Origin of the sequence: Micromonospora yangpuensis, assembly GCF_900091615.1 — a bacterium.
In the GTDB taxonomy this organism is placed as follows: domain Bacteria; phylum Actinomycetota; class Actinomycetes; order Mycobacteriales; family Micromonosporaceae; genus Micromonospora; species Micromonospora yangpuensis.
The window spans coordinates 2,374,919-2,400,414 of sequence record NZ_FMIA01000002.1 but is presented as its reverse complement, the minus strand read 5'-3'; the positions used below and the strand labels follow the sequence as shown (position 1 = coordinate 2,400,414).

Below are 25,496 nucleotides of genomic sequence, written 5' to 3'. Positions count from 1 at the left end.
GAATCGCCTCGCCCGGACCTCAACCCCGCTTCGCGCGGGTGCCGATGGATGCCCGCCGGAGGCAGGCGCGCGAAACGATCGACCATCCGAAGTGGGGGCCGTACGTGTCTCGACGGATCAGTTACGACGAGTATCTGGCCGCGGTGGCGCTGAGTCTGGCGCGGACACACACTCCCGGGTGGAACCACATCCTGAAGCGGGTCACCTGCCGCTGCGGGCGGGATCTGCCCTGCGAAGGGCGTCGCCCCATCCCGATCAGCCGCGAGAACTGGCCGGCGTGATGGTCAACCGCCGGCTACCGACACTCATCCGGGCCGCCTGGGGCGTACTCGATGAGCACCGGCACCACCGGTGCGCCGCCTGCCGTCTCGGCGGCTGGTGCCCGAGGGTCGCGGCAGCCCGCGCCCGCATCGCGGCCTGGCGGCGGTTCGGGTCGTGACCCTGACGATCAGGGCCGGGGACGTCCTGCACCTCAACAGGGCGGCAAGCGTCCAGTTCGTCGCCGCGCCGATCATGCTCCGGCTGATCCGCGTGCGGGAAGACCTCGTCACCTACCACGGCTGGGTCTGGCTCGAAGGGTACGAGTTGGACCAGGATGGCGACGCCACCCGGAAACGGGAGATCTTCGTGCAATGGGCAGGGCTACGGCTCATGAGTACCAGCGCCAGCACCAGCACCAGCACCAGCACCAGCACCAGCACCAGCACCAGCACCAGCACCAGCAGGTCATATCGAGACGCCGTCTACGGGCGGTAGGCGTCCCGCCGATGACGGATGGAGTGGATCTCCACGACCCGCTTGGCCTGGTTGATCCGGTAGATGATCCGGTACGTGCCGCGACGCGCGGAATGGAAACCATCGAAGGGCTCGTCGAGCGGCCTGCCAACCCGGTGTGGGTTGACTGCGATCGCGTGCTGGATCGTCTCCGTCGCGGCCAGTGCCACCTCCAATGGCAGATCTTCGTGCAGGTTGCGGCGCGCCTGCCGGGAAAAGAGCACCACGTAGGGCTCGTTGGCGCCTTCGTCGGGCCACCTGCCCTCCGCCGACATCAGGCCGCCCGGCTGCGACGCCGCTCCAGTTCGGCGCGGACCTCGTCGGCCGAGAACGTGTCGCCGGCCGCGAAATCCTCCTGCGACTGCCGCAGGTCCGCGAGGGCCTGACTATCGGAGAGGAGATCCAGCGTTTCCCGCATCGACTCGTACTCGGCCACCGAGATCAGCATGACGTCGGCGCGACCGTTCCGCGTGATCGTGAAGTGGTCGTGCTCCCGGGCGACCCGGTCGGCGAGTTCGGCGATCCGGGCCTTGGCATCCGTGATCGGAATGGTCTCCATAGCAGCCACTTTAGCGACCGGTCTGAATTATGGCCAACAAGCCGGGCCGAAACATCGACGAATCGGGGTTCTGCTAGAAACGTCCGGGGTCGATCACGCCCCGTCACCTGCGAGGCGAAGGACGGCCCATGACCGACACCCCCACCGAGCCGCGCTCCCGCTGGGCCGCGTGGACCGTGCACGGCGACGGCCGGACCGTACGCCCCGGCGACGTGGTGCACCCCGGCGAGCGGCTCTCCTGGCCGCGTACGGTCGGCATCGGCGTGCAGCACGTGGTGGCGATGTTCGGGGCGACCTTCACGGTGCCGCTGATCACCGGATTCCCGCCGGCCACCACGCTCTTCTTCTCCGGGCTGGGCACCCTGCTGTTCCTGCTGATCACCGGGAACCGGCTGCCGTCGTACCTGGGCTCGTCCTTCGCCTTCATCGCGCCGGTGCTGGCGGCGAAGGCCGGCGGCGACATCGGGCCGGCGCTCGGTGGGATCGTGGTGGCCGGGGCGGCGCTGGCCCTGGTCGGGGTGCTGGTGCAGGTGGTCGGCACCCGGTGGATCGAGGTGTTGATGCCGCCGGTGGTCACCGGGGCGATCGTCGCGCTGATCGGGCTGAACCTGGCCCCGGTGGCCTGGGACGGTGACGGCAGCGGCACCGGGGTCAAGGCCCAGCCGCTGATCGCCGTGGTCACGCTGGCCGCGATCCTGCTCGCCACGGTCGCCTTCCGGGGCTTCGCCGCCCGGCTCAGCATTCTGCTGGGGGTGGTGGTCGGCTGGCTCTTCGCCGCCGCCGTCGGCGGGCTCGACGACGCCGCGCTGACCGGGCTGCGCGACGCCGCCTGGGTGGGGCTGCCGGAGTTCCACGCCCCCAGTTTCAGCCTGCGCGCGACGGTACTGGTGATCCCGGTGATCCTGGTGTTGATCGCCGAGAACGCCGGCCACGTCAAGGCGGTCGCCGCGATGACCGGGCGCAGCCTGGACAAACAGCTGGGGCGGGCCTTCCTCGGCGACGGGCTGGCCACCGTGCTCGCCGGCTCCGGGGGCGGCTCCGGCACCACCACGTACGCGGAGAACATCGGGGTGATGGCGGCGACCCGGGTCTACTCCACCGCCGCGTACTGGGTGGCCGGGTTGACCGCCGTGCTGCTCGGGTTGAGCCCGAAGTTCGGCGCGCTGATCCTCACCGTGCCGGCCGGGGTGCTGGGCGGGGCGACCACCGCCCTGTACGGGTTGATCGCCATCCTCGGTGCCCGGATCTGGATCGAGAGCCGGGTCGACTTCCACGATCCGGTGAACCTGATGACCGCCGCCGTGGCGGTGATCGTCGGCGCGGCCAACTACACGCTGACCGCCGGTGACCTCTCCTTCAACGGCATCGCCCTCGGCACCGCCGCCGCCCTGCTGATCTACCACGGCATGCGCCTGGTGGCCCGGCTGCGCGGCACCACCCCACCCCCCACCGCCTGACCCGACCACCCGGCCGGTTACGGGCGTTCCAGGTGGTGGCCGATCAGGGTGGGGCCGAGCATGACGGCGAAGCCGGAGCCGTCGCGGCGCGGGTCGGCCGGCGGCAGCTCCACCGGGTCGCCGATCGCGGTGGCGCCAGCCGGGCGGGGGCCGACCCAGGCGGCGGTCAGGTCCACCTCGCCCTTGAGCAGCCGCTGGGCGCGCACCCCGCCGGTCGCCCGCCCCTTGGCCGGGTACGCCGCGAACGGGGTGACCTTGACCGTGGCGCCGGTGGAGGTGACCACCATCGGCTCGCCGTGGCTGGGGTCGTCGGTGCGGACCGCGCCGAAGAAGACCACCCGGGCGTCACCGGGCAGGTTCACCCCGGCCATGCCGCCACCCTTGAGCCCCTGCGGCCGGACCAGGGTGGCGGCGAACCGCAGCAGGGACGCCTCGCTGGTGACGAAGGTGAGGCTCTCCGAGCCGTCGGTGAGCCAGGTCGCCCCGACCACCTCGTCGCCGTCGCGCAGCCCGATCACCTCGAACTCGTCGGAGCGGACCGGCCAGTCGGGGGCGCAGACCTTCACCACGCCCTGCCGGGTGCCCAGGGCCAGGCCCGGTGAGCCATCGGCCGACGGCCCGACCGGTGCCAGCCCGACCACGGTCTCCCCGGCCGCCAGCGGCACCAGCTCGGCGGCGGCCATCCCACCGCGCAGCGACACCGTGCCGGCCTGCTGCGGCAGCACCGGCAGCGGCAGCACGTCGACCTTGAAGGCCCGGCCGGCGCTGGTGACCAGCAGGACCCGACCCCGGGCGGTGGAGTGCACCACGGCGCGTACCGTGTCGTGCTTGTCCCGGCCGCTGCTGCGGCGACCCTCGACGGCCTCCTCCGACTCGGCGGCGGTCCGGGCGACCAGGCCGGTGGCGGAGAGGATCACCTGGCACGGGTCGTCGGCCACCTCCAGCGGGCCGGCGGGGGCAGAGGCGGCGAGCACCTCCTTGAGGTCACCGTCGACAAGGGTGGTCCGCCGGGGCGCGGCGAACTGCTTGGCCACCGCCGCCAGCTCGTCGGAGACCAGCTTGCGCAGCACCTTCTCGTCGTCGAGGATCGCGGAGAGCTCGGCGATCTCGCGGCGCAGCTTCTCCTGCTCGGCCTCCAGCTCCAGCCGGTCGAACTTGGTGAGCCGGCGCAGCGGGGTGTCCAGGATGTAGCTGGCCTGGATATCGGAGAGCCGGAACTTCTGCATCAATCCGTCCTTGGCCGCCTGCGCGTCGTCGGCGGCCCGGATCAGCTTGACCACCTTGTCGATGTCGAGCAGGGCGATCAGCAGCCCGTCGACCAGGTGCAGCCGCTCCTCGCGCCTGCGGCGGCGGTGCGCGGTGCGCCGGGTGACCACCTCGTAGCGGTGGGCCAGGAAGACCTCCAGCAGCGACTTCAACCCGAGGGTACGCGGCTGCCCGTCGACCAGGACCAGGTTGTTGACGCCGAAGGACTGCTCCAGCGGGGTGAGCCGGTAGAGGTCGGCCAGCAGCGCCTGCGGGTTGACCCCGACCTTGCACTCGACGACCAGCCGGGTGCCGTTCTCCCGGTCGGTGAGGTCCTTGACGTCGGCGATGCCGGTCAGCCGCTTGGTCTTGTTGACCTCGTTGGTGATCGCCGTGATGACCTTCTCCGCGCCGACGCCGTAGGGCAACTCCACCACGGTGATCGCCTGCCGGCCCCGGCTGCCCTCGACCGGCCCGATGCGCACCTTGCCCCGCATCCGGACCACACCCCGGCCGGTCTCATAGGCCCGGCGCACCTCGTCAAGGCCGAGCAGGGTGCCCCCGGTGGGCAGGTCCGGGCCGGGCACGAACTCCATCAGCTTGTCCAGGGTGGCATCCGGGTGCCGGATCAGCCACCGCGCGGCGGCCACCACCTCGCCGAGATTGTGCGGGATCATGTTGGTGGCCATCCCGACCGCGATCCCGGACGCCCCGTTGACCAGCAGGTTGGGGAAGGCGGCCGGCAGCACGGTCGGCTGGGTCAGTGAGCCGTCGTAGTTCGGCTCGACGTCGACGGTCTCCTCCCCCAGCTCGCCGACGAGCAGCATCGCCTCCCGCGACATCCGTGACTCTGTGTAACGGGCAGCTGCCGGTCCATCGTCTGGGCTCCCAAAATTTCCATGCCCGTCGATGAGTGGGGTGTTCAGGGAGAAGTCCTGGGCCAGCCGGACCATGGCGTCGTAGATGGCCGTGTCGCCGTGCGGGTGGTAGCGGCCCATCACGTCGCCGACCACCCGGGCGGACTTGACGTACGGGCGGTCCGGGCGGAACCCGGACTCGTGCATCGAGTAGAGGATGCGCCGGTGCACCGGCTTGAGCCCGTCGCGGGCGTCGGGCAGCGCCCGGGAGTGGATCACCGAGAAGGCGTACTCCAGGTAGGAGTCGGAGACCTCGGTGACCAGCGGGTTGTCGAAGACCCGCGCGCCGGCCTGGTCGAACGCGGCGAGGTCCGCCTTCGCGCTGGTGTCCTTGCGGCGTGCCATCGGTCAGCTCTCTTCTCGGCGGGCGGGGGTGGCGTCCAGGGCGCTCACGCGTCGATCGCCTCGCGGTCGACGCGGTCGGCGGAGTCGATCAGCCAGTTGCGGCGCGGCTCGACCTTCTCCCCCATCAGCAGTTCGAGGATCCGCTCGGCGGCCTCGACGTCGTCCAGGGTGATCCGGCGGACCGCCCTGGTCGCCGGGTTCATCGTGGTCTCCCACAGCTCGTCGGCGTCCATCTCGCCGAGGCCCTTGAACCGGGGCACCGGGGTGACGATCTGTTTGCCGGCCTTCTCCAGCTTGCGGATCGTCGCCTCCATCTCGGCCTGGGTGTAGGTGTAGACGGTCTGCGGGCTGCGCCCCTTCGTGGTGATCTTGTGCAGCGGCGGCATCGCGGCGTAGAGCCGGCCCGCCTCGACCAGCGGTCGCATGTACCTGGCGAAGAGGGTGATCAGCAGGGTCCGGATGTGCGCGCCGTCCACGTCGGCGTCCGCCATGATCAGCACTCGGCCGTAGCGCATCGCCGAGAGGTCGAAGGTACGCCCCGAGCCCGCCCCCAGCACCTGCACGATCGCGGCGCACTCGGCGTTGTCCAGCACCTGCTGGAGGTTGGCCTTCTGGACATTGAGGATCTTGCCTCGGATCGGCAGCAGGGCCTGGTATTCGGCGACCCGGGCCATCCGGCTGGAACCCAGGGCGCTGTCACCCTCGACGATGAACAGCTCGCTGCGCTCGACGCCGGTGGAGCGGCAGTCGACCAGCTTCGGCGGCATGGACGCGCCCTCCAGGGCGGTCTTGCGCCGGGCGGCGTCCTTCTGCTGCTTCTGGGTCAGCCGGACCCGGGCCGCGTCGACGATCTTCTGCAGGACGGTGCGCGCCTCGGCCTTGCTGCGCTTGTCCTCCAGCCAGGCCCGCAGGTGCTGGTCCACAAGCGTCTGGATGACCTTGGTGATGCCGGCGGTGGAGAGCTCGTCCTTGGTCTGCGAGGTGAACTGCGGCTCGGGCAGCCGCACGTGCACCACCGCGGTCATCCCCTCCAGGACGTCGTCCAGGGTGGGTGGCTCCTCCTTGGCCCGCAGCAGACCACGGGTGTTGCGCACGGCGTCGCCGAGGGTGCGCACCAGGGCCCGCTCGAAGCCCTTGCGGTGGGTGCCGCCGTGAGCGTTGCGGATGGTGTTGGTGAAGCACTCCACGGTGCGGTCGTAGCCGGTGCCCCAGCGCAGGGCCACCTCGACCTCGGCGCGTCGCTGCACGTTTGACTGCATCACGCCGTTGGCGTCGGCGGCGTTCTCCCGGTAGCCGCCCTCGCCGGTGACCAGCAGGATGCCGGAGACCGGCCGGTCGCCGGCCGGGGCGAGGAACTCGACCATGTCGGTGAGCCCGTTGGGGTAGTGGAAGCGCTCCTCGGTGGGCTCCTCGCCGGTGTGGTCGCGCAGCCGGTAGTCGACCCCGGGCACCAGGAAGGCGGTGTTGCGAAGTTTCATCCGGACCGCCGCCACGTCCAGGGTGGCGCCGGTCTCGAAGTAGCGGGCGTCGTGCCAGTACCGGATCGAGGTGCCGGTGGACTGGCCCCGCTTCATCGCGCCGGCCACCTGCAGGCCGGGCCCGGGGGTGAAGGGCGCGTCCGGGCCGTCGCCGTCGAAGACCCCGGGTACGCCGTGCCGGAACGACATCGTGTGGATCTTGCCGCCTCGGCGGACGGTCACGTCGAACCGTCGGGCCAGCGCGTTGACCGCCGAGGCGCCCACCCCGTGCAGCCCGCCGGAGGTCTTGTAGCCGGTGCCGCCGAACTTGCCACCGGCGTGCAGCCGGGTCAGCACCAGCTCCACGCCGGAGATGCCGGAGCGGGCGTGCACGTCGGTCGGGATGCCCCGGCCGTCGTCGTCGACCTGCACCGAACCGTCGGCGTGCAGGATCACCTCGACCGTCCTGGCGTGCCCGGCCACCCCCTCGTCGGTGGAGTTGTCCAGGATCTCGTTGACGAGGTGACCCACGCCACGACTGTCGGTCGAGCCGATGTACATCCCGGGGCGCTTGCGGACGGCGTCCAGGCCCTCCAGGTGGGTCAGGTCGTCTGCCCCGTACAGGGTCTCAGGCTCTGCGGTCAACTGGTCGTACTCCCGGTCTCGGCGGCGCGGGCGGCCGACTTCCGGCAAGATCCTTTGCGGCGCGCCGCAGCGAGCCTAGCCCGACACCCCGACATGCTGACGATGCCCCGCGCGAATGCGCACGGCCCCAGGCGTCCGGACGTTGACGTACGTCACACTGCCGTGATGTGATCGGCCATCCGTAGAAACTTTCACATTTCCATGGATGGATGGGGTGGCCATGGCCCGGATCCGGCGTACCGCCCTCGTGGCGGCCCTCAGCGTCGCCACGGTGGCACTGTCGACCACCGTCGCCCTGTCGACGGACCTCGCCCGGCCACGCCCGGCGGCGGCGGCCCCACCCACCGCCGCGGTGGCCCTGGGCGACAGCTTCGTCAGCGGCGAGGGCGCCGGGGCGTACACCCCGGTGGTCGACGTGACCGGGGTGGCCCAACCCTTCCCCGGCTGGACCGCGCCGAACAGCAACGCCTTCTTCTGTCACCGCTCGGCCAACGCCTCGCTGCACCAGGCCAGCCTGCCGGGCATCAGCGCGCGGTTCAACCTGGCCTGCTCCGGTGGCCAGCCGCAGGACATCGCCAACCCCAGCGCCAATCGGGCCAAGGGCCGCCAGGTGGCCGCGCAGCTCGACCAGCTGCGGGCGGTCGGGGCGAGTCACGACATCGACCTGGTCCTGGTCGGGCTGGGCTCCAACAACAGCTCCTTCACCTTCGGCAACGTCGCGGAGAAGTGCGCCAACCGGTTCATCGCCGACGCCTGGACCGGCTGGTGGGAGTTCTGGGCGTACCTGGGCGGGCCGGTGGAGCAGAAGCCCTGCGCCGACGCCGACCTGGCCACCGCGGCCCAGCTCAACGCCGCGACGACCGAGACGACCGACGCGGTACGGCAGATCCTCACCACCCTGGCCGAGATCGACACCGACGGGCAGCACCGGGTGGTGCTGCAGGACTACACCAACCCGCTGCCGTTCGACCTCGCACCGACCTACCACTCCGAGGACAGCCGGGACGACACCCGGGACAAGTTCCGCGACCTCGGCGCCGAGCGGTACGCCGCCGGCTGCCCGATCCACCGGGCCAGCCTGCTGCCCGGTCACCGCTTCTCCCAGGGGCTGGGCACGATGGTGGGGGCGGTGCGCAGCACCCTGGCCGCCGAGTTCCCCGCCGCCGATCTGGTGTACCTCAACGTGCAACGGGCCTTCGACGCGGCCCGGCTCTGCGAGTCGGCGGGCAGCCCGGACGGGACGCTGGCCACCCCGATCCGGTTGCAGGACGGCCCGAACGGCACCGTGGTGACCAGCCTCGCCGGCAAGGACAAGATCGCCATCCAGCGGATCGCCAACACCTGTGTCTCCTACTTCCAGACCTGCCAGGAGTCCTGGCACCCGAACGCGGCCGGACACCGGGTGCTCGGGCAGTGTCTGACCGGTGCGGCCACCGCCACCGCCCGTGCGGTGACCTGCGTCCGCTCCCCCGACGGTACGGTCACCCTCGGCTGATCAGCCGACCACGGGCAGGTCCGCCGCCTGCGGCAGGCCCGGCCGGCCCACCGGGCCGGGCGGGCCGACCGTCGGTTGACCGACCAGCACCGGACCCATCGCCGGCGTCGCGGCCAGGGTACGCAGCAGGGCACCGGGTGCCCCGGTGATCAGGTCGCTGATCCGCACGCCGTCGAGCACGTCGATGAAGGCCTCGTGGGCCCGGCGCAACTCGACCCGGAGCTGACAACTGGAGAGCAGCGGGCACGGTGGCCGATGACACTCCACCACCTCGTCGTCACCCTCGAAGGCCCGGACGATCTCACCGACGGTCATCTCGCCGGCCCCCTCGGCGATCACCACTCCACCGGAGCGCCCCCGGATGGTGACCAGGACGCCGAGTCTACTGAGCCGCTGCACCACCTTGGCAACGTGGCTGCGGGGCAGCACCAGCGCCATCGCCAACTCGTCCACCGTGGCCCGGGACTGCAATGTCGCCGTCATCATGGCAATTCGCAACGCCATATCTGTCGCCCGGTTTACCTTCACAGCGCAACTGTAACCAAGTAAGTAGTGTTTGCACACTGACGCACCGTTGAATCAGCAGCCCCTTGACCTGGACAACGGGCCGCAAAACCAGACTATTACGTTCCGGTAAGAACAGGACGTCGGAGCCTAATCAGCCAAACATGAACGCAGAATTCCCTTTCAAATCCAGAAAACAGGAATTTGTCTTTCGGCAATCGTTCACGAAAAACTACCTTACGCCAGCATCCAGACACAGCGAGTGCCGCTTGTTGCATAGATGTTAGCCGGGGCGAGCCGGCCGGCCGCTCCGGTGACACATGCCACAGATGATCTTCGGGTTTCTCCGACCTGTCCATCCCCTGGCCCATAGCGAGCGAGATCCCCGTACGGGTGAATGGTCCGGCGGGTGCGGGGTATGCCGCACCGCCCGATACGGCGGAAGGGGATCAGATGTCCGACACTCACACCACCCTGCGCTCGATGCACGACCTGGGCCTGGCGGCCTGGTTCGGCGGCTCCCTGATGGGAGCGCTCGGGGTCAACGGGGCGGCGACCCAGATCAACGACTCGACCCAACGGCTACCGGTGGCCGCGGCCGGCTGGGCCCGGTGGACCCCGGTCAACGCGGCGGCGATCGGCGCGCACCTGGCCGGCGCGGCAGGCGAACTGGTCACCGAGAGCCCCCGGATGGTCGCCCAGTCCGGGGTCGGGCGGATGAGTGCGGTGAAGACCGCCCTCACCGTCAGCGCGCTCGCCGTGACCGGCTACAGCCGGCTGCTCGGGATGCGGCTGGAACGGGCCGGCGCACCCTCGGTGGGGGGCACCACCGAACCCAACCCCGACACACCCCAGCAGGTGGCCGCCTGCCAACGACAGATGAAGATGCTGCAGTGGGCGATCCCGGCGCTCACCGGGGCGCTGATCGTGGTCACCGCGTACATGGGTGAGCAGCAGAAGCCCGGCCAGGTGCTGCGGGGGATGCTGGGGCGCGCCGGCGGCATGATGACCGGTGCCGGCGGACTGGCGCGGGGCGCCACCGGCGTCAGCATGCTCGCCGCGCGGGGTGCCGCCGCCAGGCGCCGGTCGGCGATGTCGCTGCGCTGACCGGCACCGTCAGCCAGGAGTCCACCGGTCCGGCCGGTTCCGGTCGGACCGACGGCTCCGGCCCGATCCGGCGGCGGCGCGGAACCGGCTCCACAACTCGTCGTACGCCCCGACTGGCAGGTCCCGACGGTGCACCCGGCGCCGGTCCCCGGCCGGTCGCAGGTCCCTCGGCAGCGCCGTGACCGGCGTCGGGTGGCCGGTGAACAGGCTGAACGCCTTGACGTCGAAGGTGAGGCCGCCGGTCAGCCGGTCGGGCAGGCCCGTCCCGCCTCGGTCACCTGGTAGACCTGGATCCCGCCGACCTGGTGGACCAGCCGTACCCGCTCGCTGGCGGGCAGTCGCTCCGGTCGGTAGCGGGCCGCCCAGCCGGGCACCTGCCGGTCGCCCACCATGACGTACTCGATGCCGAACCGGCGGACCGTGCACCCGTCCGCGGCCGCGTCGGGGACCTCGGCCAGCCAGTCCCAGGCCGCGAAGCGGGCCGGATAGTCGGTCGGATCGCTGGGCGACAGCGGCGGGATGCCGAACAGGGTGGGCACCCCGTAGTCGGCGTGCAGCCAGGACATGAAGTGCAGGTGCCGCTCGTAGGCGACCACCCCGCCGGGCGGTACGCGCTCGGCCACCCAGGCGAACGCCGCCCGGTAGGAGGGGCCGACCGGCGCCTGCCGTTCCACCTCGGCGCGCAACGGTCGCCAGGTGGCCGGCAGCGCGGCGAGCACCGCCAGACCGGCCACCACCGCCACCGCCGTGAACGCCGCCGGCCGCCCACCGTCGCGGGCACCCTCGCGGGTCGGGGTGGCCCGGCGGGCGAGGCGGTCGAGCAGCCAGCGCAGACCGGTGCCGAGTACCACCGCGCCGGCCACGGTGGCCACGCCGTACACCGGGAAGATCATGGTCCGGGGGCGTTCCCGGATGCCGTACCAGAGACCGGCCACGGCCTGCACCACGCCGGCGTCGGAACTCACCGTCGCGATGCCGACCAGGGTGAACACCACCCCGGCCAGCAACCACGGCCGGGCCCACCGCAGCGGCCGCAGCACCAGCGCCAACGGCGCGGCGAGCAGGCAGGCGACGGTGATTCCGAGCGCGACCTGGATGCTCGGCACCCCCAGCTGGAAGTCCGCCCCGCCGGGCGCCGGGTAGCCCAGCAGCACGTAACGCTGCGGGTCGGTGACCCAGAACCCGACCGCCTCACCCCACCGCCCGAGCAGGCTGGGGGGTTCGCTGCGGCGTTCACCGCCGGCACCGAAGATCGCGCCCAGCAGCGGCACGATCGGCACCAGCCCGCCCACCACCAGCGCCCCCACACCGACGCCGGTACGCCGCCAGGACCGGTCCCGCCCCAGGGCCCACGCGACACCGAGCGCGAGCACCCCGACGAAGAGCACGTCGTAGCTGTGGGTCAGCAGGATGCCGGCCCCGGCGAGACCCCCCAGCAGCCCGGTCCGGACCGGATGGTGGCCCCGCAGGGCCAGACCGATCAGCAGCGCGGCACCGCCGGCCAGGCAGGGCGCGGCCTGCTCGTTGAGCCGTCCGGTGAGCATCGACGTCCACAGCGGGCCGAGGAAGACCGGCGCGGTGGCGGCGGCCGCCGCCACCGCGGGCCGACCGCCGAGCACCCGGACGCAGGCGTAGATCCCCGCCACCAGGGCCACCGGCGCGACGACGATCGCCCAGGTCGCCATGACCGTGCTCAGCCGGCCACCGGAGAGCTGGGTCGCCTGCGCCCAGGCGACGTTGCCGGCCAGCGGGTAGAACCCGCAGGAGGCGATCGTCTCGGTGGAGCCGGAGCTGCAGACCTCGCCGATCACGGTGCTGCCGCTGTCCAGGATCCGGCGGGTCAGGTAGCCGTGGTTCATCAGGTCCCACCCGGGCGGCGCGACCAGCCGGCCGAGGATCAGCCAGCCGTAGCCGACCGCGACCGTCGCGGGCACAGCCACCCCGAGCAGGTCCGCCCACGACGGCCGGACCGTCGGCAGCCACCGGCGCGACCGCCCGCCCGGGACCTCCGCCGAAGCAGACGGCCGACCCCGGCCGAACCAGCGCGCCAGGGCGGACGGCCGGCCCCGGCCGAACCAGCAGGCCGGGGCGAACGGCCGACCACGGCCGAACCAGCAGGCCGGGGCGAGCGGCCGGCCCCGGCCGAACCAGCGGGCCGCTGCGACCACCGCGCCGGCCAGCACCAGCTCGGCGATCAGGACCGCGCCCGCGCTGTCGGGCAGCCCCAGCAGCGGCAGCCAGGCCATGGCGAGCGCGATCAGACCGAGGGTGAGCGTCGGCGCCGCCGCCCAGGCGACCCAGCGGTACCGCCCGGGCGGCAGGACGAAGCCGAGCAGCGCCCCCGGCACGACGGCGACGAGCAGCGCGATGACGACGGTCAACGGTGACGGCCTTCCCCGTGGCACACCGGGACACGGGGCGGCCCGGCGCGGCAAGTATAGGAATCCCGGTGGATCTTCCCAGTGCCCCGGCAAACCAAGCCCGATGCCTGCCCGCCCGCCTGGTGGGCAGACGGACATCACCGCCCTGACCGACGACCCGCACCTGAACGTCGTCCCCCGCCGACGCCCACCCTGGTACGGCTAGCCGGGCTGGCTCCGGTCGACCTGACCGGCGAGGCGGGGCGAGGCGGGGCGAGGCAAGGCGAGGCGAGGCAAGACGGGGCAAGGCGAGGCAAGGCGAGGCGAGGCAAGACGGGGCAAGGCGAGGCAAGGCAAGGCGAGGCAAGGCGAGGCAAGGCGAGGCAAGACGGGGCAAGGCGAGGCAAGGCGAGGCAAGGCAGGGCGGGGCGGGGCGGGGCATGATCGACTCGGTTGGGCCGAAATGGCTGTGTCGAAGGGCCCCGGACCCCGCCATTTCAGCGCAACCGAGTCGATCAACGCCAGCACACCCTCGGGCGGGGGGTCAGGTGGCGTGGAAGTCGCGGGCCTTGACACCGCCAACGAAAAGCCGGCAGGCGGGCAACATCCCGGTCGTAGTGCCCCGACCGGAACAGGCGGGACACAACATCCTGGTTGTAGTGGAGCCGGGCGGGGCAGGCGAAGACGACATCCTGGTTGTTGCGCCACATCTGTGACGGCGCTTCCCGGTGGCGTGGGTGGGCGTCACGCGAGCTGTGGCCGACAAGACCCGCGCCCGGACGAGACCCGCGCCCGGTTTGTCGGGCGGCAAACCGGGCAGCCAGCAGCGACCGACGAGGACGGGAGATTGGTGCGATGCGCGCACTACGGCTGCTGAACTGGAAGTCCGAGCCCGAGCTGACCGAGGTCGACGAGCCGAGTCCCGGCCCCGGCGAGGTGGTCGTCAAGGTGGGTGCGGCCGGGGCTTGCCACTCCGATCTGCACCTGATGCACGACTTCACCGCCGGCGCGGTGCCCTGGAACCCGCCGTTCACCCTCGGGCACGAGAACGCCGGTTGGGTGCACACCCTCGGTGCCGGGGTGACCGGGCTGGAGGTGGGGCAGCCGGTCGCGGTCTACGGCCCGTGGGGTTGCGGCACCTGCCCCCGGTGCCGGCTCGGCATCGACCCGTACTGCGAGAACCCGGCCGGCGCGCCGGTGCCCGGCGGCGGTGGTGGGCTGGGCCTCGACGGCGGCATGGCCGAGTACGAGCTGGTGCCGGACGCCCGGCACCTGGTGCCGTTGCCGGACGGGCTCGACCCGGTGCACGCCGCGCCGTTGACCGACGCCGGCCTCACCCCGTACCACGCGATCCGTCGGTCCTGGCCGAAGCTGCCACCTGGCAGCTTCGCCGTGGTGATCGGAGTGGGCGGCCTGGGGCACTTGGGGGTGCAGCTCCTCAAGGCGACCACCGCGGCGCGGGTGATCGCGGTGGACACCCGCCCGGACACGCTGCGGCTGGCCCAGGAGTACGGCGCGGACGAGGTCATGGTCAGCTCGGACGGCACCGCCGACGAGATCCGCAGGATCACCGGTGGGCGCGGGGCCGACGTGGTGCTGGACTTCGTCGGCGCGGACCCGACCGTACGGCTGGGCGCGGCGGTGGCCCGCACCGTCGGTGACCTGACCATCGTCGGGTTGGGCGGTGGCACCCTGCCGGTGTCGTTCTTCGGCGTCCCCTACGAGCTGAGCATCCAGACCACCTACTGGGGCAGTCGGCCCGAGCTGATCGAGGTGCTCGACCTCGGGGCCCGTGGCCTGGTCAAGCCGAAGATCACCACGTTCGACCTGGCCGACGCGCCGCGGGCCTACCAGCAGTTGAGCGAGGGCACCCTGGAGGGCCGCGCGGTCATCGTGCCCTGAGCCGGCGGCCGGACCGGTCAGCCACAACGCATCACCAGCAGGGCGATGTCATCGGAGTGGTCGGCCGGGGCCACGCCGAGCAGCAGGTCGCAGACCTTCTCGGCGGAGGTGTCCCCGACCTGGCGGAGCACCTCGGACAACTCGGTGATGCCCTCGTCGAGGACCCCGGTGCGCCGCTCGATCAACCCGTCGCTGTAGAGCACCAGCGTGCTTCCGGCGTGCAACTCCAGGCTGCTGTCGTGCCGGGGAGCCGCCGGGTTGACCCCGAGCAGCAGGTCATGCGAGTGGAGCACCTGCACCGTGCCGTCGGGGTGGCGCAGCAGCGGCGGTGGGTGCCCGGCGTTGGACCAGTACAGCAGCTGGGTCGGGGTACCGGGTCGGCCGGCTTCCAGCCGGACCAGCACCGCGGTCGCCAGGGCTCCGACCTGGAGCCCCTTCATCGCCCGGTCGAGGCGGGTGAGCAGGGTCGCCGGGTGGTCGTCGCTGTCGTGGGCGAGCCCGCGCAGCAGGTTGCGCAACTGCCCCATCGCGGCCACGGCCACCCGGTCGTGCCCGGTGACGTCCCCGACGACCAGGACGGTGGCCCCGTTGGCCGTCTCGAAGGCGTCGTACCAGTCGCCGCCGACGTGGGCCTCGTGGGCGGCGGGCTGGTAGCGCACCGCGATGTCCAACAGACCGCTGGTCGGCGGTTGGGTGAGCAGGCTGCGTTGCAACGCCTCGGAGAGCCGTTGCCGGGCCAGCGCGCTCTCCCGCTGGGCACGCAGGTGCTGGATCCGGTCCAGTGCCTGGGCGCACTGCGCGGCGACCGCCTCCAGCATGGTGATCTCGTCCGGGGCGAAGACCCGCTCGTCCGGCCAGGAGACCGCCAACGCGCCGAGCAGCCGGGTACCGACCCGCAACGGCAGGAACGCCCAGGCGTCCCGCCCGGTCAGGTCGTACACCTCGGCCATCGCCGGGGTGAACTCCAGCCCGGCGGTGCGGTCGGGCAGCAGCAGCGGCAACCCGGTGCGCGCGGTGTACGCCCCGGGCAGCGGGCTGTCGAACGGCAGGTCGTCGTAGGTCACCGCGACCTGCTCGCCGAGCCGCTCGCTGACCGCCAGCCGCAGTCGCTCGCCGTCGGCGACGATCAGCGCGCCGCCGTCACCGCCGAGCACCGGCATGGCGCTGTCCACCACGATCCGGGTCAGGTCGTCCAGGGTTTCGGCGCTGAGCAGCTCCAACGCCACCACGGCCAGCCGGTTGAGCCGTTCGTCGGCCCGGCGTTCGGCCCGCCGCGCGGACTCGAACTCCCGTTCCCGCGCCTCGGCGACCTGGCGCACCGCCGCGGCCTGCGCGCCCACCCGCTCGTCACGTTCCCGCTCGGCGGTCAGCACGGCGGTGATGTCCAGTCCGGTCACCACCAGGTGGCTGACCGACCCGTGGTCGTCGCGGACCGGGTGCAGGGCCAGGTCGGCCATCCGGGGCTCGCCGTCGCCCAGGTAGTACCGGGTGGTGGTGCGCACCGGCGTGCCGGTGCGCAGCGCGGTGCGGCACCAGGTCCGGACGTTGCCGCAGACGTGCGGGTCACGCGCCCACCAGCCGCCGTCGGCGAATTCCCGGCCGAGCACGTCGGCCCGGGCCAGGCCAGCCCCCTCGATGGCCGGGTGGTTGCCGTCGAGCACCCGCCCCTGCCGGTCCAGGATGACGCAGAGCAGCAGCGGGGTCTCGTACAGCGCCCGGAACCAGCCGGCCGGCACCGCCGCGTCCAGCTCCGCCACGCCGTCGGGGGCACCGTCGAGGTGCTGTCGGTCCACGGGATTCTCGCGCACCCACACCGCCTCCTCCGCCGCACCTGAAGCTCCGTGCGGTGCCTCGGCAGCGGCCGAGAACCGTCGGAGGTAGGCAGCGATGCCCGCCAGGCGGCTCCGGAAAACCCCGGTCGCCAAGGTCGGTTCGGCGAGCAGGGTCACCATCGCCAGGCAGGTGTGAGAAGGCTCGGCGCAGGGAATCAGAGTGCCGCAGGTCTCCCGTCACAGCACCCCGATGGTCGGAGCAGCCCGATGGTCGGAGCCGCCCCGTTGTCAGAGCAGCATGGTGCGGGGGTCGGCGGCCATCGCGCGCAACCAGCCGGCCGCCTCCCGGGCACCCGGACAGTGCGCCCACCCGAGCGCGTCGGCCAGCGCCACCATCTGTCCGGCCGGGACGAGCACCCCCTCGGCGCCGCGCAGCCGCAGCCGCACGGTCCCCTCCGGGCCGGTGACGGTGAGCACCGGGGTACGGGTCGATCCCCCGGTGGCGACGACCGAGCCGTCGCTGGCCACCCCGGTGTGGCTGTCGGCGGTGGCGTGCAGGCTCACCGACGTGGCGGTCCGCAGGTCCACGGTGCGGCTGGTCAGCCCGGTGACGGTGAGCCGGGTGCCGGTAAGCGTGGCGCCCAGCCGGGCGGTACGCACCACCAGCAGGGTCGTGCCCAGCGCCGCCAGCGCGCCCGAGGCCAGGGCGAGGACGGCCGAGAGCTGTGCGTTGCGGCCCATCGTCACGAACTGCCCCAGAATGGCCCCGAGGCAGCCGCAGAGCACCACCAGCAGGAAGCCGGCCACCGTCAGGGAGATCACCCGTCCGGTGCGGCTGCGTTGGAAGCCGACCGACAGGTCGAGCGACGAAACACCAGGCTGCATGGCAGCGAGTCTGACAGTCCCGGACAAGCCGCTGCTGGGCGCCACCGCCGGCGGGAAACGACGGGTGCCGCTGTGACCGACCCGGGTACGGGCGGTAGCGTGGCGCAACGCCACGGCCGTGGGGCGGTCGTCCGTCACCTCGTGGCGCTCGTGACGTACCCGGAGGATGACGCATGTCCCACGGCGAAGACACCTTCGCAGCACGCCCGGACACGACCTCGCGGCCGACCTTCGACACCGGTCTGCGCGGCTACGACAAACGACAGGTCGATCGCCACGTCGAACAGCTCACCAGTCAACTGTCCACCCTGACCGCCGACCGGGATCGGGCCCACGGCAAGCTGCGCGAGCTGACCGTCGAGCTGAACCAGGTGCACTCGCAGCTGACCGAGCTGCACCAACGACCGGTCCAGGTGGACCGGGCTACCTTCCGTGACCTGGGTCCGATGGTCGACCAGATCCTGGCCCTGGCCGAGAAGCAGGCCGCGGCGATCACCGACACCGCCAGCCGGCGCGCCGACGAGCTGCGCACCGAGGCGGAGAAGACCCTGGTCGAGGCCCGCGAGCGGGCCGAGTCCACCCTGCGGGAGCTGACCGAGCAGGCCACCGCGCGACGCGAGGAGCACGACCGGGCCCACGAGGAACGCCGCAAGGCCGCGCAGGCCGAGCTGACCGAGATCCGCAAGACCGGCGACCGGTTGCTCTCGGAGAGCCAGGCCGCGCACGAGCGTGCCCAGCAGGAGGCGAAGCGGATCGAGGAGCAGACCGCCCAGCACGTCGAGCAGGTCCGGGCCGAGGCCGAGGCGTTCACCACCGCGGCCCGCAACCAGATCCAGCAGGAGATGCAGACCGCCCGCACCCAGGCCCAGCAGGAGCTGGCCCAGTGGCAGGCCGGCGTCGAACGGGAGACCAACGAGCGGCGGGCCACCGCCGAGCAGGACATCACCGAGCAGCACGCGGCGGCCGAGCGGGAGGTGGCGGCCCAGCGCGCCGCCGCCGAGCAGGAGATCGGCACCCTGATCACCGAGGCCCAGCAGTACGCGGCCAAGGTCCGTCAGCACGCCGACGAGCAGGCCGCCACCGGCCAGCAGCAACTGACCCTCGTCCAGCAGGGCATCCGGGAGCGTCGGCAGGCGCTCACCCAGTTGCAGACCGAGTTGGACGCCGCCCAGCAGCAGCTCGCCCGGGTCCGCGCCGAGCAGGCCACCGCCGAACGCGAGATCACCCAGTCGCAGCAGCGGCTCGGTGAGCTCCGGCAGGAGATCGGCGTCGAGGTCGAGCGGCTGGAGAAGGCCCGGCAGGCCTCGGAGTCCGTCGAGCGGCACGCCAAGGAGGTCCGCAGCCGGGTGCAGCGCGAGGCGAAGCGGGTCGCCGACCTGGCCGCCGCGGCCGTCATGGCGGCCGCCGCCGGCGGTGGCGAGACCGCCGAGTACCCGATGGTCGGCCGGCCGGGTGCCGAACGTCCCGCCCCCCGGCACGCCGAGCGGCCCGCCGAGCAGGCCGAGAAGCCGGCCACCACCAACGCCTGAGCTGCCGGGGTCGGGCCGCGGATCTTCGGGTCCACGGCCCGACCCGGCCAGGTTCTTCTCCTGCGGTTGAACGTCCGGCGCGTCCCTGCCGTACGAACAGGAGAAGGGAGCTGCTCATGAAGCGCTTGACGCCGTTGCTCACGCTGCTGACCGGAACCGGACTGGCGGCTGTGCTGTTCACGATGAGTGCGCAGGCGGCACCGCCGACCGCGCGGTCGGCACCGGAGGCCCCACCTCCTGCCGGCGCCTCGGCACCACCGGTGGCCGCCTCGGCCCCACCGGCCGTCCCGGAGCCGTCCGTGCAGCGTCCCGGCACGCCACCTCCGGAGCCCGCGCCGGCCTCGCCGACGCCCGCGCCGACCCCGTCGGCCACGGAAGCGCCGGCCGCGAACTCACCGGCCAAGGTCGACGTCACCTACACCGGTCAGGTCGGCAACGCCGGGGCCACCATCGCCATCACGGTCACCGGCGGAAACGCCACCGCGTACGTCTGCGACGGCAAGAGCCTGGAGATCTGGCTCCAGGGCACCGCCGACAAGGACGGTCAGCTGGCGCTGGACGGCAAGGACGGTGCCCGGCTCACCGGTACCGTCACCGACGGTAAGGCCACCGGGGAGCTGGTGGCCGAGGGGCGGACGTCGACGTTCACCGCCCAGGCGAACGGGTCGAAGACCCCGGTGCTGTACCGCGCCAGCGAGCAGGTCCGCAACGCCGGCATCGACGGTGGCTGGATCATGCTGCCCACCGGCGGCCAGATCGGGGTGGTCACCTGGAACGGCTCCCCGGTTCCGGCGCCGCCGCTGGACCCCGCCTTCGGCACCACGATCGTCAACGGGGTGAGCATCACCGCCGTACCGGTGATTCCGAGCGCCGGCGCCGGTTCGTGATGGAGGCCCGCCGCCGGTTCTCCACGGAGGACTTCCCGGACGTCGGTGACCTCGACCTGCGGGTGCTGCCCGACCCGGACGCGGGGCCGCCGGATCCGCCGGCCGGCCCCGGGGCCGGCCGGCGGGCCTCGTTGTTCGTCCCGCTGCTGGCCGGCGCGGCGGTCGCGGTGGCGCTGGGCGTCTACGGGCGGTTGCACACGCCCACCGGCATCGCGGTCAACGTGGCCGGTTTCTCCGGGCCGCAGACGGTGAAGGTGTGGCTGGGCAGCGTGGCGGCCGGCTTCGCGGTGCTGCAACTGCTCTCCGCGCTGGCGATGTGGGGCCGGCTCGGCGGCTTCTCGCCGTCCTGGGCCGCCGCCGCGCACCGCTGGTGCGGCCGGTTGGCCTTCCTGGCCGCCATCCCGGTGGCCGTGCACTGCCTGTACGCGATCGGCTTCGCCGACTACGACCTGCGGTCGCTGGTCCACTCGGTGCTGGGTTGCTTCTTCTTCGGCGTCTTCACCACCAAGATGCTCACCCTGCCGAAGAAGGGCCTGGCCGGCTGGGTGCTGCCGGTGGTCGGCGGGGTGGTCTTCACCGCCCTCGTCGGGGTCTGGTTGACCTCGTCGGTCTGGTACTTCACCACGTTCGGGGTGCACCTGTGAGCCCCGGCGGAGAGACGAGAAGAGGCACCGTGTCGAACGACGTACCCGGGCGGTCCTGCCCGCCCCGGCGGGCCCTGCTGGCCGGCGCCTGCGCGGTGGGGGTCACCGCGGCGCTGGCCGGCTGCCAGACCTACGGCACCGCACCGGTCGCCGCGCCCGGCGGGCCCGCCCCGGCTCCGGACGGATCGGGCGGCACCGCCGCGCCCGACGGCGCGCCGGCGCCGGCCCTGGCCGCGCTCGCCGACATCCCGGTCGGCGGCGGGAAGATCTTCGCCGACGAGAAGGTGGTGGTGACCCGGCCGACGGCGGAGACCGTCAAGGCGTTCTCGGCCACCTGCACCCACCAGGGCTGCACGGTCACCGAGGTCACCGACGGCACCATCGTCTGCGCCTGCCACAACAGCGTCTTCGACATCGCCGACGGTTCGGTGCGCGGCGGTCCGGCGCGGGCCCCGCTGCCGGCGGCGAACGTCGCGGTCGACGGGGACACCATCCGTCTCGCCTAGCCGGTGACCCAGATCGGTCCCCGCGGGTCTACTTCTCGGTAACCCGTTGCGTCTATCCTCCAGCAGCCAGTTCCCTCTCGGAGGCTCGGAGTTTATGGACCGGAACAGCGGTAGACGGACACGCAACGTGTTGGGCGTACTCCTCACCAGTGGTGCGCTCATCGCAACGACCGGCATTTCCGCCCACGCCCAACCGGCGGCGACGGCGACGACGCCCACGGTCAGTGAGATCCACTATGACAACGCCGGCACCGACACCGGCGAGGCCATCGAGATCGAGGCCCCGTCCGGGTTCGACCTCACCGGATGGCAGATCGTCCTCTACAACGGCACCGGCGGCGCGCCGTACCACACCAGGACGCTTACCGGTGCGGTGCCGGCGGCCGGGGTGGTCGTGCAGACCTGGCCGACCGACGGCATCCAGAACGGCTCCCCCGACGGCGTCGCGCTGGTCTCCCCCACCGGCGAGGTGGCCGAGTTCCTCAGCTACGAGGGGACCTTCACCGCCGTCGGTGGTCCGGCGGGCGGCCGGGCCAGCACCGACATCGGCGTCCAGGAGACCAGCTCCACCCCGGTCGGGCACTCGCTGCAGAAGATCGACGGCAGCTGGCGGGCGCCCGCGCCGCACACCTTCGGGGTACGCAACGGCGGCGGCGGTGACCCGGACCCGGAGCCCGAGCCGGGCACCGGCTGTGACGTCACCGTGGACCGCAGCATCGCCGAGGTGCAGGGCACCGGGGACGCGACGCCGCTGTCCGGCACCCGGGTCACCGTCGAGGGCGTGGTCACCGCCGACCACCGCACCGGCGGCTACAACGGGGTGTACCTGCAGACCGCCGGCAGTGGCGGCGAGCGGCCGGTCGCCGGCGGCACCGCCTCCGACGGCATCTTCGTCTACCTGACCACCAACACCGCCAACCACCCGGCGGTGGCCGTCGGTGACCGGGTGCGGGTCAGCGGCACCGCCACCGAGTTCAACGGGCTCACCCAGCTCGGCATCACCGCCCGCAGCGACGTGCAGGTCTGCGAGCGGGGCGTGCCGCTGCCGGCCCCGGTGCCGGTCACCTTCCCGCTGGACGAGGCCGCCCGCGAGTCGGTCGAGTCCATGCTGGTCGCCCCGGTCGGCCGGTACGCGGTCGCCGAGGTCTACAACACCAACCGGTACGGCGAGGTCGTGCTCACCGCCGGCGAGCAGCCGGCCCGTACCCCCACCGACCTGGCCCGGCCCGGCTCGGCCGAGGCGACGCAGATCGCCACCGCCAACCGGCTGGCCCGGGTGCTGCTCGACGACGGTCGCACCACCAACCTGGCCACCGCCGGGCTGGCCCCGCCGTACCTGTCGAAGGCCGACCCGCTGCGCGTGGGCGACCAGGTGGACGCGTTCGGCCCGACGGTGCTGTCGTACGGGTTCGCCGAGTGGCGGTTGCAGCCGACCACCCCGGTCGACGCCGACACCCCGGCCGCCGCCCGGACCACCTTCAAGGACACCAACCCGCGTACCGCCGCCCCGGTGGACGTCGGCGGTGACATCCGGGTGGCCAGCTTCAACGTGTTGAACTACTTCGTCCACTTCGGTGGCGAGGCCCGCGGGGCGGCCGACGAGGCGGCCCTGGCCAAGCAGGAGGCGAAGATCGTCTCGGCGATCAGCGCGCTGGACGCCGACGTGGTGGCGCTGGAGGAGATCGAGAACTCGGTACGCTTCTCCACCGACTCCCAGCAGGCGCTCAAGCGGCTGGTCGGCGCGCTGAACACCGCCGACGGGGCGGGCACCTGGGACTACGTGCGTACCCCGGCGGACCTGCCGGCCCCGGCGCAGCAGGACGTCATCACCACGGCGATCATCTTCAAGCCGGCGGCGGTCACCCCGAAGGGCGCGTCCCGGTCGGTGAACGACGAGACGGTCTGGTTCAACGCCCGGGAGCCGATCGCGCAGACCTTCACCGCCGGGTCGGTCACCTTCACCGTGGTGGTCAACCACTTCAAGTCCAAGAGCGGCACCGGCACCGGGGACAACGCCGACGCCGGTGACGGTCAGGGTGCCTTCAACGGCGACCGGGTCCGCCAGGCGCGGGCGCTGGCCGCCTTCGTCGACTCCCTCGGCACCGACGACGTGCTGCTGCTCGGCGACTTCAACGCCTACACCCAGGAGGACCCGATGCGGGTCCTCTACGACCAGCGGTACCGCAACCTCAACGACACGTCGAAGACCAGCTACGTCTTCGGCGGCGAGTCCGGCTCGCTGGACCACGCCCTGGCCTCGCCGTCGCTGGCCACCCGGGTCACCGGCGTCGACGTCTGGCAGATCAACGCGGTCGAGTCGTACGCCTTCCAGTACGACGGCCTGCCCGCCTTCTACGCGCCGGACGCGTACCGGGCCAGCGACCACAACCCGCTGGTGGTCGGGATCAGCACCGGCACCGCACCGGTGGAGCTGCAACTGCTCAGCGTCAACGACTTCCACGGCCGGCTGGAGTCACCGGCCACCGTCAACGGTCAGCCGGTCGGCGGGGCCGCCCAGGTGGCCGGTCTGGTGAAGCAGCTGCGTCAGCAGAACCCGAACACCGCGTTCGTCTCCGCCGGGGACAACATCGGCGCGTCGACCTTCATCTCGGCGATCGACGACGACAACCCGACAATCGACGCGTTGAACAGCAGCGGGCTGGTCGCCTCGGCGGTCGGCAACCACGAGTTCGACAAGGGCCTGGCCGACCTGACCGGCCGGGTCACCGACCGGGCCGACTTCCCGTACCTCGGGGCGAACGTGTACCGGGGCACCGAGCGGGTGCTGCCGGCGTACTCGGTGAGTGTCGTCGGTGGGGTCCGGGTCGGCTTCGTCGGTGTGGTCACCGAGCAGACCGCCTCGCTGGTCAGCCCGGACGGCATCGCCGGGTTGACCTTCCGCGACCCGGTGGCCGAGGCCAACCTGGTCGCCGGCCAGCTCTCCGACGGCGACCCGGCCAACGGCGAGGCCGACGTGGTGGTGCTGCTGGCACACGAGGGGGCCTCGACGGAGAACATCGACTCCGCCGCGGAACTCGCCGCCGACCCGGTCTTCGGGAAGTTCACCCGGGTCGACGCGAACATCGACGCCATCTTCAGCGGCCACACCCACCAGCCGTACGCCTTCGAGGTGCCGGTCCCCGGCTCGGACAAGTTGCGTCCGGTGGTGCAGGCCGAGGACTACGGCAAGCGGCTGGGCAAGGTCACGCTCACCTTCGACCCGGCGACGAAGTCGGTGACCGCCGCCGACGCCAGCCTGGTCGACGTGGTCGGCGCGCCGCAGGACCCGGCGGTGGCCGAGATCGTGGCCGCCGCGAAGGCCCGCGCCGAGGAGCTGGGCAAGGAGCCGCTGGGCAAGATCACCGCGGACATCACCCGGGCCTACACCGGTGGCAACGAGGACCGGGGCAAGGAGTCGGCGTTGGGCAACCTGATCGCCGACGTCCAGCTCGCCGGCACCCGGGAGCCCGGTCGGGGCGGGGCGCAGATCGCCTTCATGAACCCGGGCGGGCTCCGGGCCGACCTGCGCTACGGCACCGACGGCACGGTCACCTACGCGGGGGCCTTCGCCGTGCAGCCGTTCGCCAACGACGTGGTCACCAAGAGCTACACCGGCGCCCAGATCAAGCAGGTGCTGGAGGAGCAGTGGCAGCCGGAGGGGGCCTCCCGGCCGGTGCTCTGGCTGGGCGTCTCCAAGGGGTTCAGCTACGTCTACGACCCGCAGGCGCCGAAGGGCTCCCGGATCGTGTCGATCAGCCTGAACGGCACGGCGCTGGATCCGTCCGGCACGTACCGGGTCACGGTGAACTCGTTCCTCGCCGCCGGTGGGGACAACTTCACCACCCTCGGGCAGGGAACCGACCGGGTGACCACCGGTGACAACGACCTGACCATGCTGACCGCGTACCTGGCGGCCAACTCGCCGGTCGCCCCGGACACCACGCCCCGCTCGACGGTGGGCACCGCCGGACCGACCTGCGACGAGACGATCACCGGTCGGTACGACAAGCCGCTGGTGGTCCGGGTCGGCCGGGTGACCTGTCTGAACGACGCCACCATCGTCGGCGACACCACGGTCCGCAAGGGCGCCTCCCTGATCGTCGTGGGCGGCACCCTGCAGGGTGCGCTGGTGGCCAACTCCCCGGCCTCGTTCAGCGTGACCGGGGCCAGGGTGGAGGGCCCGTTGACGGTCTTCGGCGCGACCGGGGCGGTGAGCGTGCTGCGGTCCACGGTGACCGGCCCGGTCTCCATCTCCCGCAACACCGCCGGGGTACGCGTCGACGGGGCCACGGTCGACGCCCCGGTCAACCTGTACGACAACGTCGGCGGCAAGCCGGTGGTCATCGCCGCCAGCACCGTCCAGGGCCCGCTGCGGTGCCAGGGCAACGACCCGGCACCGGTCGACGAGGGCCGGCCCAACACGGTCCAGGGCCCGGCCCGACAGCAGTGCGCCAACCTCTAGCGGTATCCGCCTGACCCTCCGGCCCGTGACCGCACCCGCGGTCA

The 25,496-nt window shown here is 72.2% G+C and carries 18 protein-coding genes and 1 pseudogene; 10 read left to right on the top strand and 9 right to left on the bottom strand.

What is annotated here, in order from left to right:
• Positions 1 to 435: 435 nt before the first annotated feature.
• Positions 436 to 756 carry a hypothetical protein gene (locus tag GA0070617_RS10980; RefSeq protein WP_175440495.1) on the top strand — a complete coding sequence of 107 codons (321 nt, stop codon included), beginning with the start codon at positions 436 to 438 and terminating at the stop codon, positions 754 to 756.
• Here GA0070617_RS10980 and GA0070617_RS10975 read toward each other — a convergent pair.
• Together GA0070617_RS10975 and GA0070617_RS10970 are read right to left on the bottom strand one after the other, a co-directional pair.
• Positions 744 to 1,049: a type II toxin-antitoxin system RelE family toxin gene (locus tag GA0070617_RS10975; protein WP_091436119.1), complete on the bottom strand. Its 306-nt coding sequence runs from the start codon at positions 1,047 to 1,049 to the stop codon at positions 744 to 746. The genes GA0070617_RS10980 and GA0070617_RS10975 overlap by 13 nt on opposite strands.
• A complete protein-coding gene (locus GA0070617_RS10970; protein WP_091436117.1) occupies positions 1,049 to 1,333 on the bottom strand; it encodes a type II toxin-antitoxin system Phd/YefM family antitoxin in 285 nt (94 codons plus the stop codon). Before GA0070617_RS10970 ends, GA0070617_RS10975 begins: the two co-directional genes overlap by 1 nt.
• 128 nt (positions 1,334 to 1,461) lie before the next feature.
• Between GA0070617_RS10970 and GA0070617_RS10965 the strand changes: the two genes are divergently transcribed.
• Positions 1,462 to 2,790: a uracil-xanthine permease family protein gene (locus GA0070617_RS10965; protein WP_091436115.1), complete on the top strand. Its 1,329-nt coding sequence runs from the start codon at positions 1,462 to 1,464 to the stop codon at positions 2,788 to 2,790.
• A 17-nt stretch (positions 2,791 to 2,807) separates the two neighbouring features.
• Here the strand turns inward: GA0070617_RS10965 and GA0070617_RS10960 are convergent, their stop codons facing one another.
• Together GA0070617_RS10960 and GA0070617_RS10955 are read right to left on the bottom strand one after the other, a co-directional pair.
• Positions 2,808 to 5,297 (bottom strand): DNA gyrase/topoisomerase IV subunit A, encoded by a 2,490-nt coding sequence (locus tag GA0070617_RS10960; RefSeq protein WP_091436113.1) that lies wholly within the window; start codon positions 5,295 to 5,297, stop codon positions 2,808 to 2,810.
• Between the two features lie 44 nt (positions 5,298 to 5,341).
• The gene (locus GA0070617_RS10955) at positions 5,342 to 7,399 is read right to left on the bottom strand and encodes a DNA gyrase/topoisomerase IV subunit B (protein ID WP_091436111.1); all 2,058 of its coding nucleotides are present in this window, start codon (positions 7,397 to 7,399) and stop codon (positions 5,342 to 5,344) included.
• Positions 7,400 to 7,619: 220 nt separating this feature from the next.
• Here GA0070617_RS10955 and GA0070617_RS10950 point away from each other — a divergent pair, with 220 nt between their 5' ends.
• Complete coding sequence (locus GA0070617_RS10950) at positions 7,620 to 8,894, top strand: SGNH/GDSL hydrolase family protein (RefSeq protein ID WP_091446228.1); 1,275 nt, start codon at positions 7,620 to 7,622, stop codon at positions 8,892 to 8,894.
• Here the strand turns inward: GA0070617_RS10950 and GA0070617_RS10945 are convergent, their stop codons facing one another.
• On the bottom strand, positions 8,895 to 9,422 hold the full coding sequence (locus GA0070617_RS10945) for an RrF2 family transcriptional regulator (RefSeq protein ID WP_091436110.1): 528 nt from the start codon (positions 9,420 to 9,422) through the stop codon (positions 8,895 to 8,897).
• Positions 9,423 to 9,851: 429 nt separating this feature from the next.
• Here GA0070617_RS10945 and GA0070617_RS10940 point away from each other — a divergent pair, with 429 nt between their 5' ends.
• Positions 9,852 to 10,505 carry a hypothetical protein gene (locus tag GA0070617_RS10940; RefSeq protein ID WP_229688315.1) on the top strand — a complete coding sequence of 218 codons (654 nt, stop codon included), beginning with the start codon at positions 9,852 to 9,854 and terminating at the stop codon, positions 10,503 to 10,505.
• 72 nt (positions 10,506 to 10,577) lie between these two features.
• Here the strand turns inward: GA0070617_RS10940 and GA0070617_RS31450 are convergent.
• Both GA0070617_RS31450 and GA0070617_RS10935 read right to left on the bottom strand, forming a co-directional pair.
• Positions 10,578 to 10,742 (bottom strand): annotated as a pseudogene (locus tag GA0070617_RS31450) (DUF72 domain-containing protein); the annotation flags it as partial.
• A 5-nt stretch (positions 10,743 to 10,747) separates the two neighbouring features.
• The gene (locus tag GA0070617_RS10935) at positions 10,748 to 12,886 is read right to left on the bottom strand and encodes a DUF6541 family protein (RefSeq protein ID WP_091436107.1); all 2,139 of its coding nucleotides are present in this window, start codon (positions 12,884 to 12,886) and stop codon (positions 10,748 to 10,750) included.
• A gap of 834 nt (positions 12,887 to 13,720) precedes the next feature.
• Here GA0070617_RS10935 and GA0070617_RS10930 point away from each other — a divergent pair.
• Positions 13,721 to 14,767 (top strand): NAD(P)-dependent alcohol dehydrogenase, encoded by a 1,047-nt coding sequence (locus tag GA0070617_RS10930; protein ID WP_091436105.1) that lies wholly within the window; start codon positions 13,721 to 13,723, stop codon positions 14,765 to 14,767.
• 17 nt (positions 14,768 to 14,784) lie between these two features.
• Here GA0070617_RS10930 and GA0070617_RS10925 read toward each other — a convergent pair whose 3' ends face one another.
• The gene (locus tag GA0070617_RS10925) at positions 14,785 to 16,575 is read right to left on the bottom strand and encodes a SpoIIE family protein phosphatase (protein WP_175440493.1); all 1,791 of its coding nucleotides are present in this window, start codon (positions 16,573 to 16,575) and stop codon (positions 14,785 to 14,787) included.
• A gap of 252 nt (positions 16,576 to 16,827) precedes the next feature.
• The gene (locus GA0070617_RS10920) at positions 16,828 to 17,424 is read right to left on the bottom strand and encodes a hypothetical protein (RefSeq protein WP_091436100.1); all 597 of its coding nucleotides are present in this window, start codon (positions 17,422 to 17,424) and stop codon (positions 16,828 to 16,830) included.
• 173 nt (positions 17,425 to 17,597) lie between these two features.
• Here GA0070617_RS10920 and GA0070617_RS10915 point away from each other — a divergent pair, with 173 nt between their 5' ends.
• From GA0070617_RS10915 to GA0070617_RS10895, 5 genes are all read left to right on the top strand, one after another.
• The gene (locus GA0070617_RS10915) at positions 17,598 to 18,953 is read left to right on the top strand and encodes a DivIVA domain-containing protein (RefSeq protein WP_091436097.1); all 1,356 of its coding nucleotides are present in this window, start codon (positions 17,598 to 17,600) and stop codon (positions 18,951 to 18,953) included.
• A 116-nt stretch (positions 18,954 to 19,069) separates the two neighbouring features.
• Positions 19,070 to 19,840: a hypothetical protein gene (locus GA0070617_RS10910; protein ID WP_091436094.1), complete on the top strand. Its 771-nt coding sequence runs from the start codon at positions 19,070 to 19,072 to the stop codon at positions 19,838 to 19,840.
• The gene (locus tag GA0070617_RS10905; RefSeq protein WP_308472679.1) at positions 19,840 to 20,484 is read left to right on the top strand and encodes a DUF6529 family protein; all 645 of its coding nucleotides are present in this window, start codon (positions 19,840 to 19,842) and stop codon (positions 20,482 to 20,484) included. The genes GA0070617_RS10910 and GA0070617_RS10905 overlap by 1 nt, the downstream gene beginning before the upstream one ends.
• 29 nt (positions 20,485 to 20,513) lie before the next feature.
• Positions 20,514 to 20,990 (top strand): Rieske (2Fe-2S) protein, encoded by a 477-nt coding sequence (locus GA0070617_RS10900; RefSeq protein ID WP_091436092.1) that lies wholly within the window; start codon positions 20,514 to 20,516, stop codon positions 20,988 to 20,990.
• Between the two features lie 127 nt (positions 20,991 to 21,117).
• A complete protein-coding gene (locus tag GA0070617_RS10895; RefSeq protein ID WP_229688316.1) occupies positions 21,118 to 25,452 on the top strand; it encodes an ExeM/NucH family extracellular endonuclease in 4,335 nt (1,444 codons plus the stop codon).
• Positions 25,453 to 25,496: the final 44 nt, after the last annotated feature.

Bases quoted from the DNA above. Each gene is read 5' to 3' on its own strand.
- GA0070617_RS10975 (WP_091436119.1), bottom strand. From the start codon at position 1,049: ATGTCGGCGGAGGGCAGGTGGCCCGACGAAGGCGCCAACGAGCCCTAC.
- GA0070617_RS10970 (WP_091436117.1), bottom strand. From the start codon at position 1,333: ATGGAGACCATTCCGATCACGGATGCCAAGGCCCGGATCGCCGAACTC.
- GA0070617_RS10965 (WP_091436115.1), top strand. From the start codon at position 1,462: ATGACCGACACCCCCACCGAGCCGCGCTCCCGCTGGGCCGCGTGGACC.
- GA0070617_RS10960 (WP_091436113.1), bottom strand. From the start codon at position 5,297: ATGGCACGCCGCAAGGACACCAGCGCGAAGGCGGACCTCGCCGCGTTC.
- GA0070617_RS10950 (WP_091446228.1), top strand. From the start codon at position 7,620: ATGGCCCGGATCCGGCGTACCGCCCTCGTGGCGGCCCTCAGCGTCGCC.
- GA0070617_RS10940 (WP_229688315.1), top strand. From the start codon at position 9,852: ATGTCCGACACTCACACCACCCTGCGCTCGATGCACGACCTGGGCCTG.
- GA0070617_RS10930 (WP_091436105.1), top strand. From the start codon at position 13,721: ATGCGCGCACTACGGCTGCTGAACTGGAAGTCCGAGCCCGAGCTGACC.
- GA0070617_RS10920 (WP_091436100.1), bottom strand. From the start codon at position 17,424: ATGCAGCCTGGTGTTTCGTCGCTCGACCTGTCGGTCGGCTTCCAACGC.
- GA0070617_RS10915 (WP_091436097.1), top strand. From the start codon at position 17,598: ATGTCCCACGGCGAAGACACCTTCGCAGCACGCCCGGACACGACCTCG.
- GA0070617_RS10910 (WP_091436094.1), top strand. From the start codon at position 19,070: ATGAAGCGCTTGACGCCGTTGCTCACGCTGCTGACCGGAACCGGACTG.
- GA0070617_RS10905 (WP_308472679.1), top strand. From the start codon at position 19,840: ATGGAGGCCCGCCGCCGGTTCTCCACGGAGGACTTCCCGGACGTCGGT.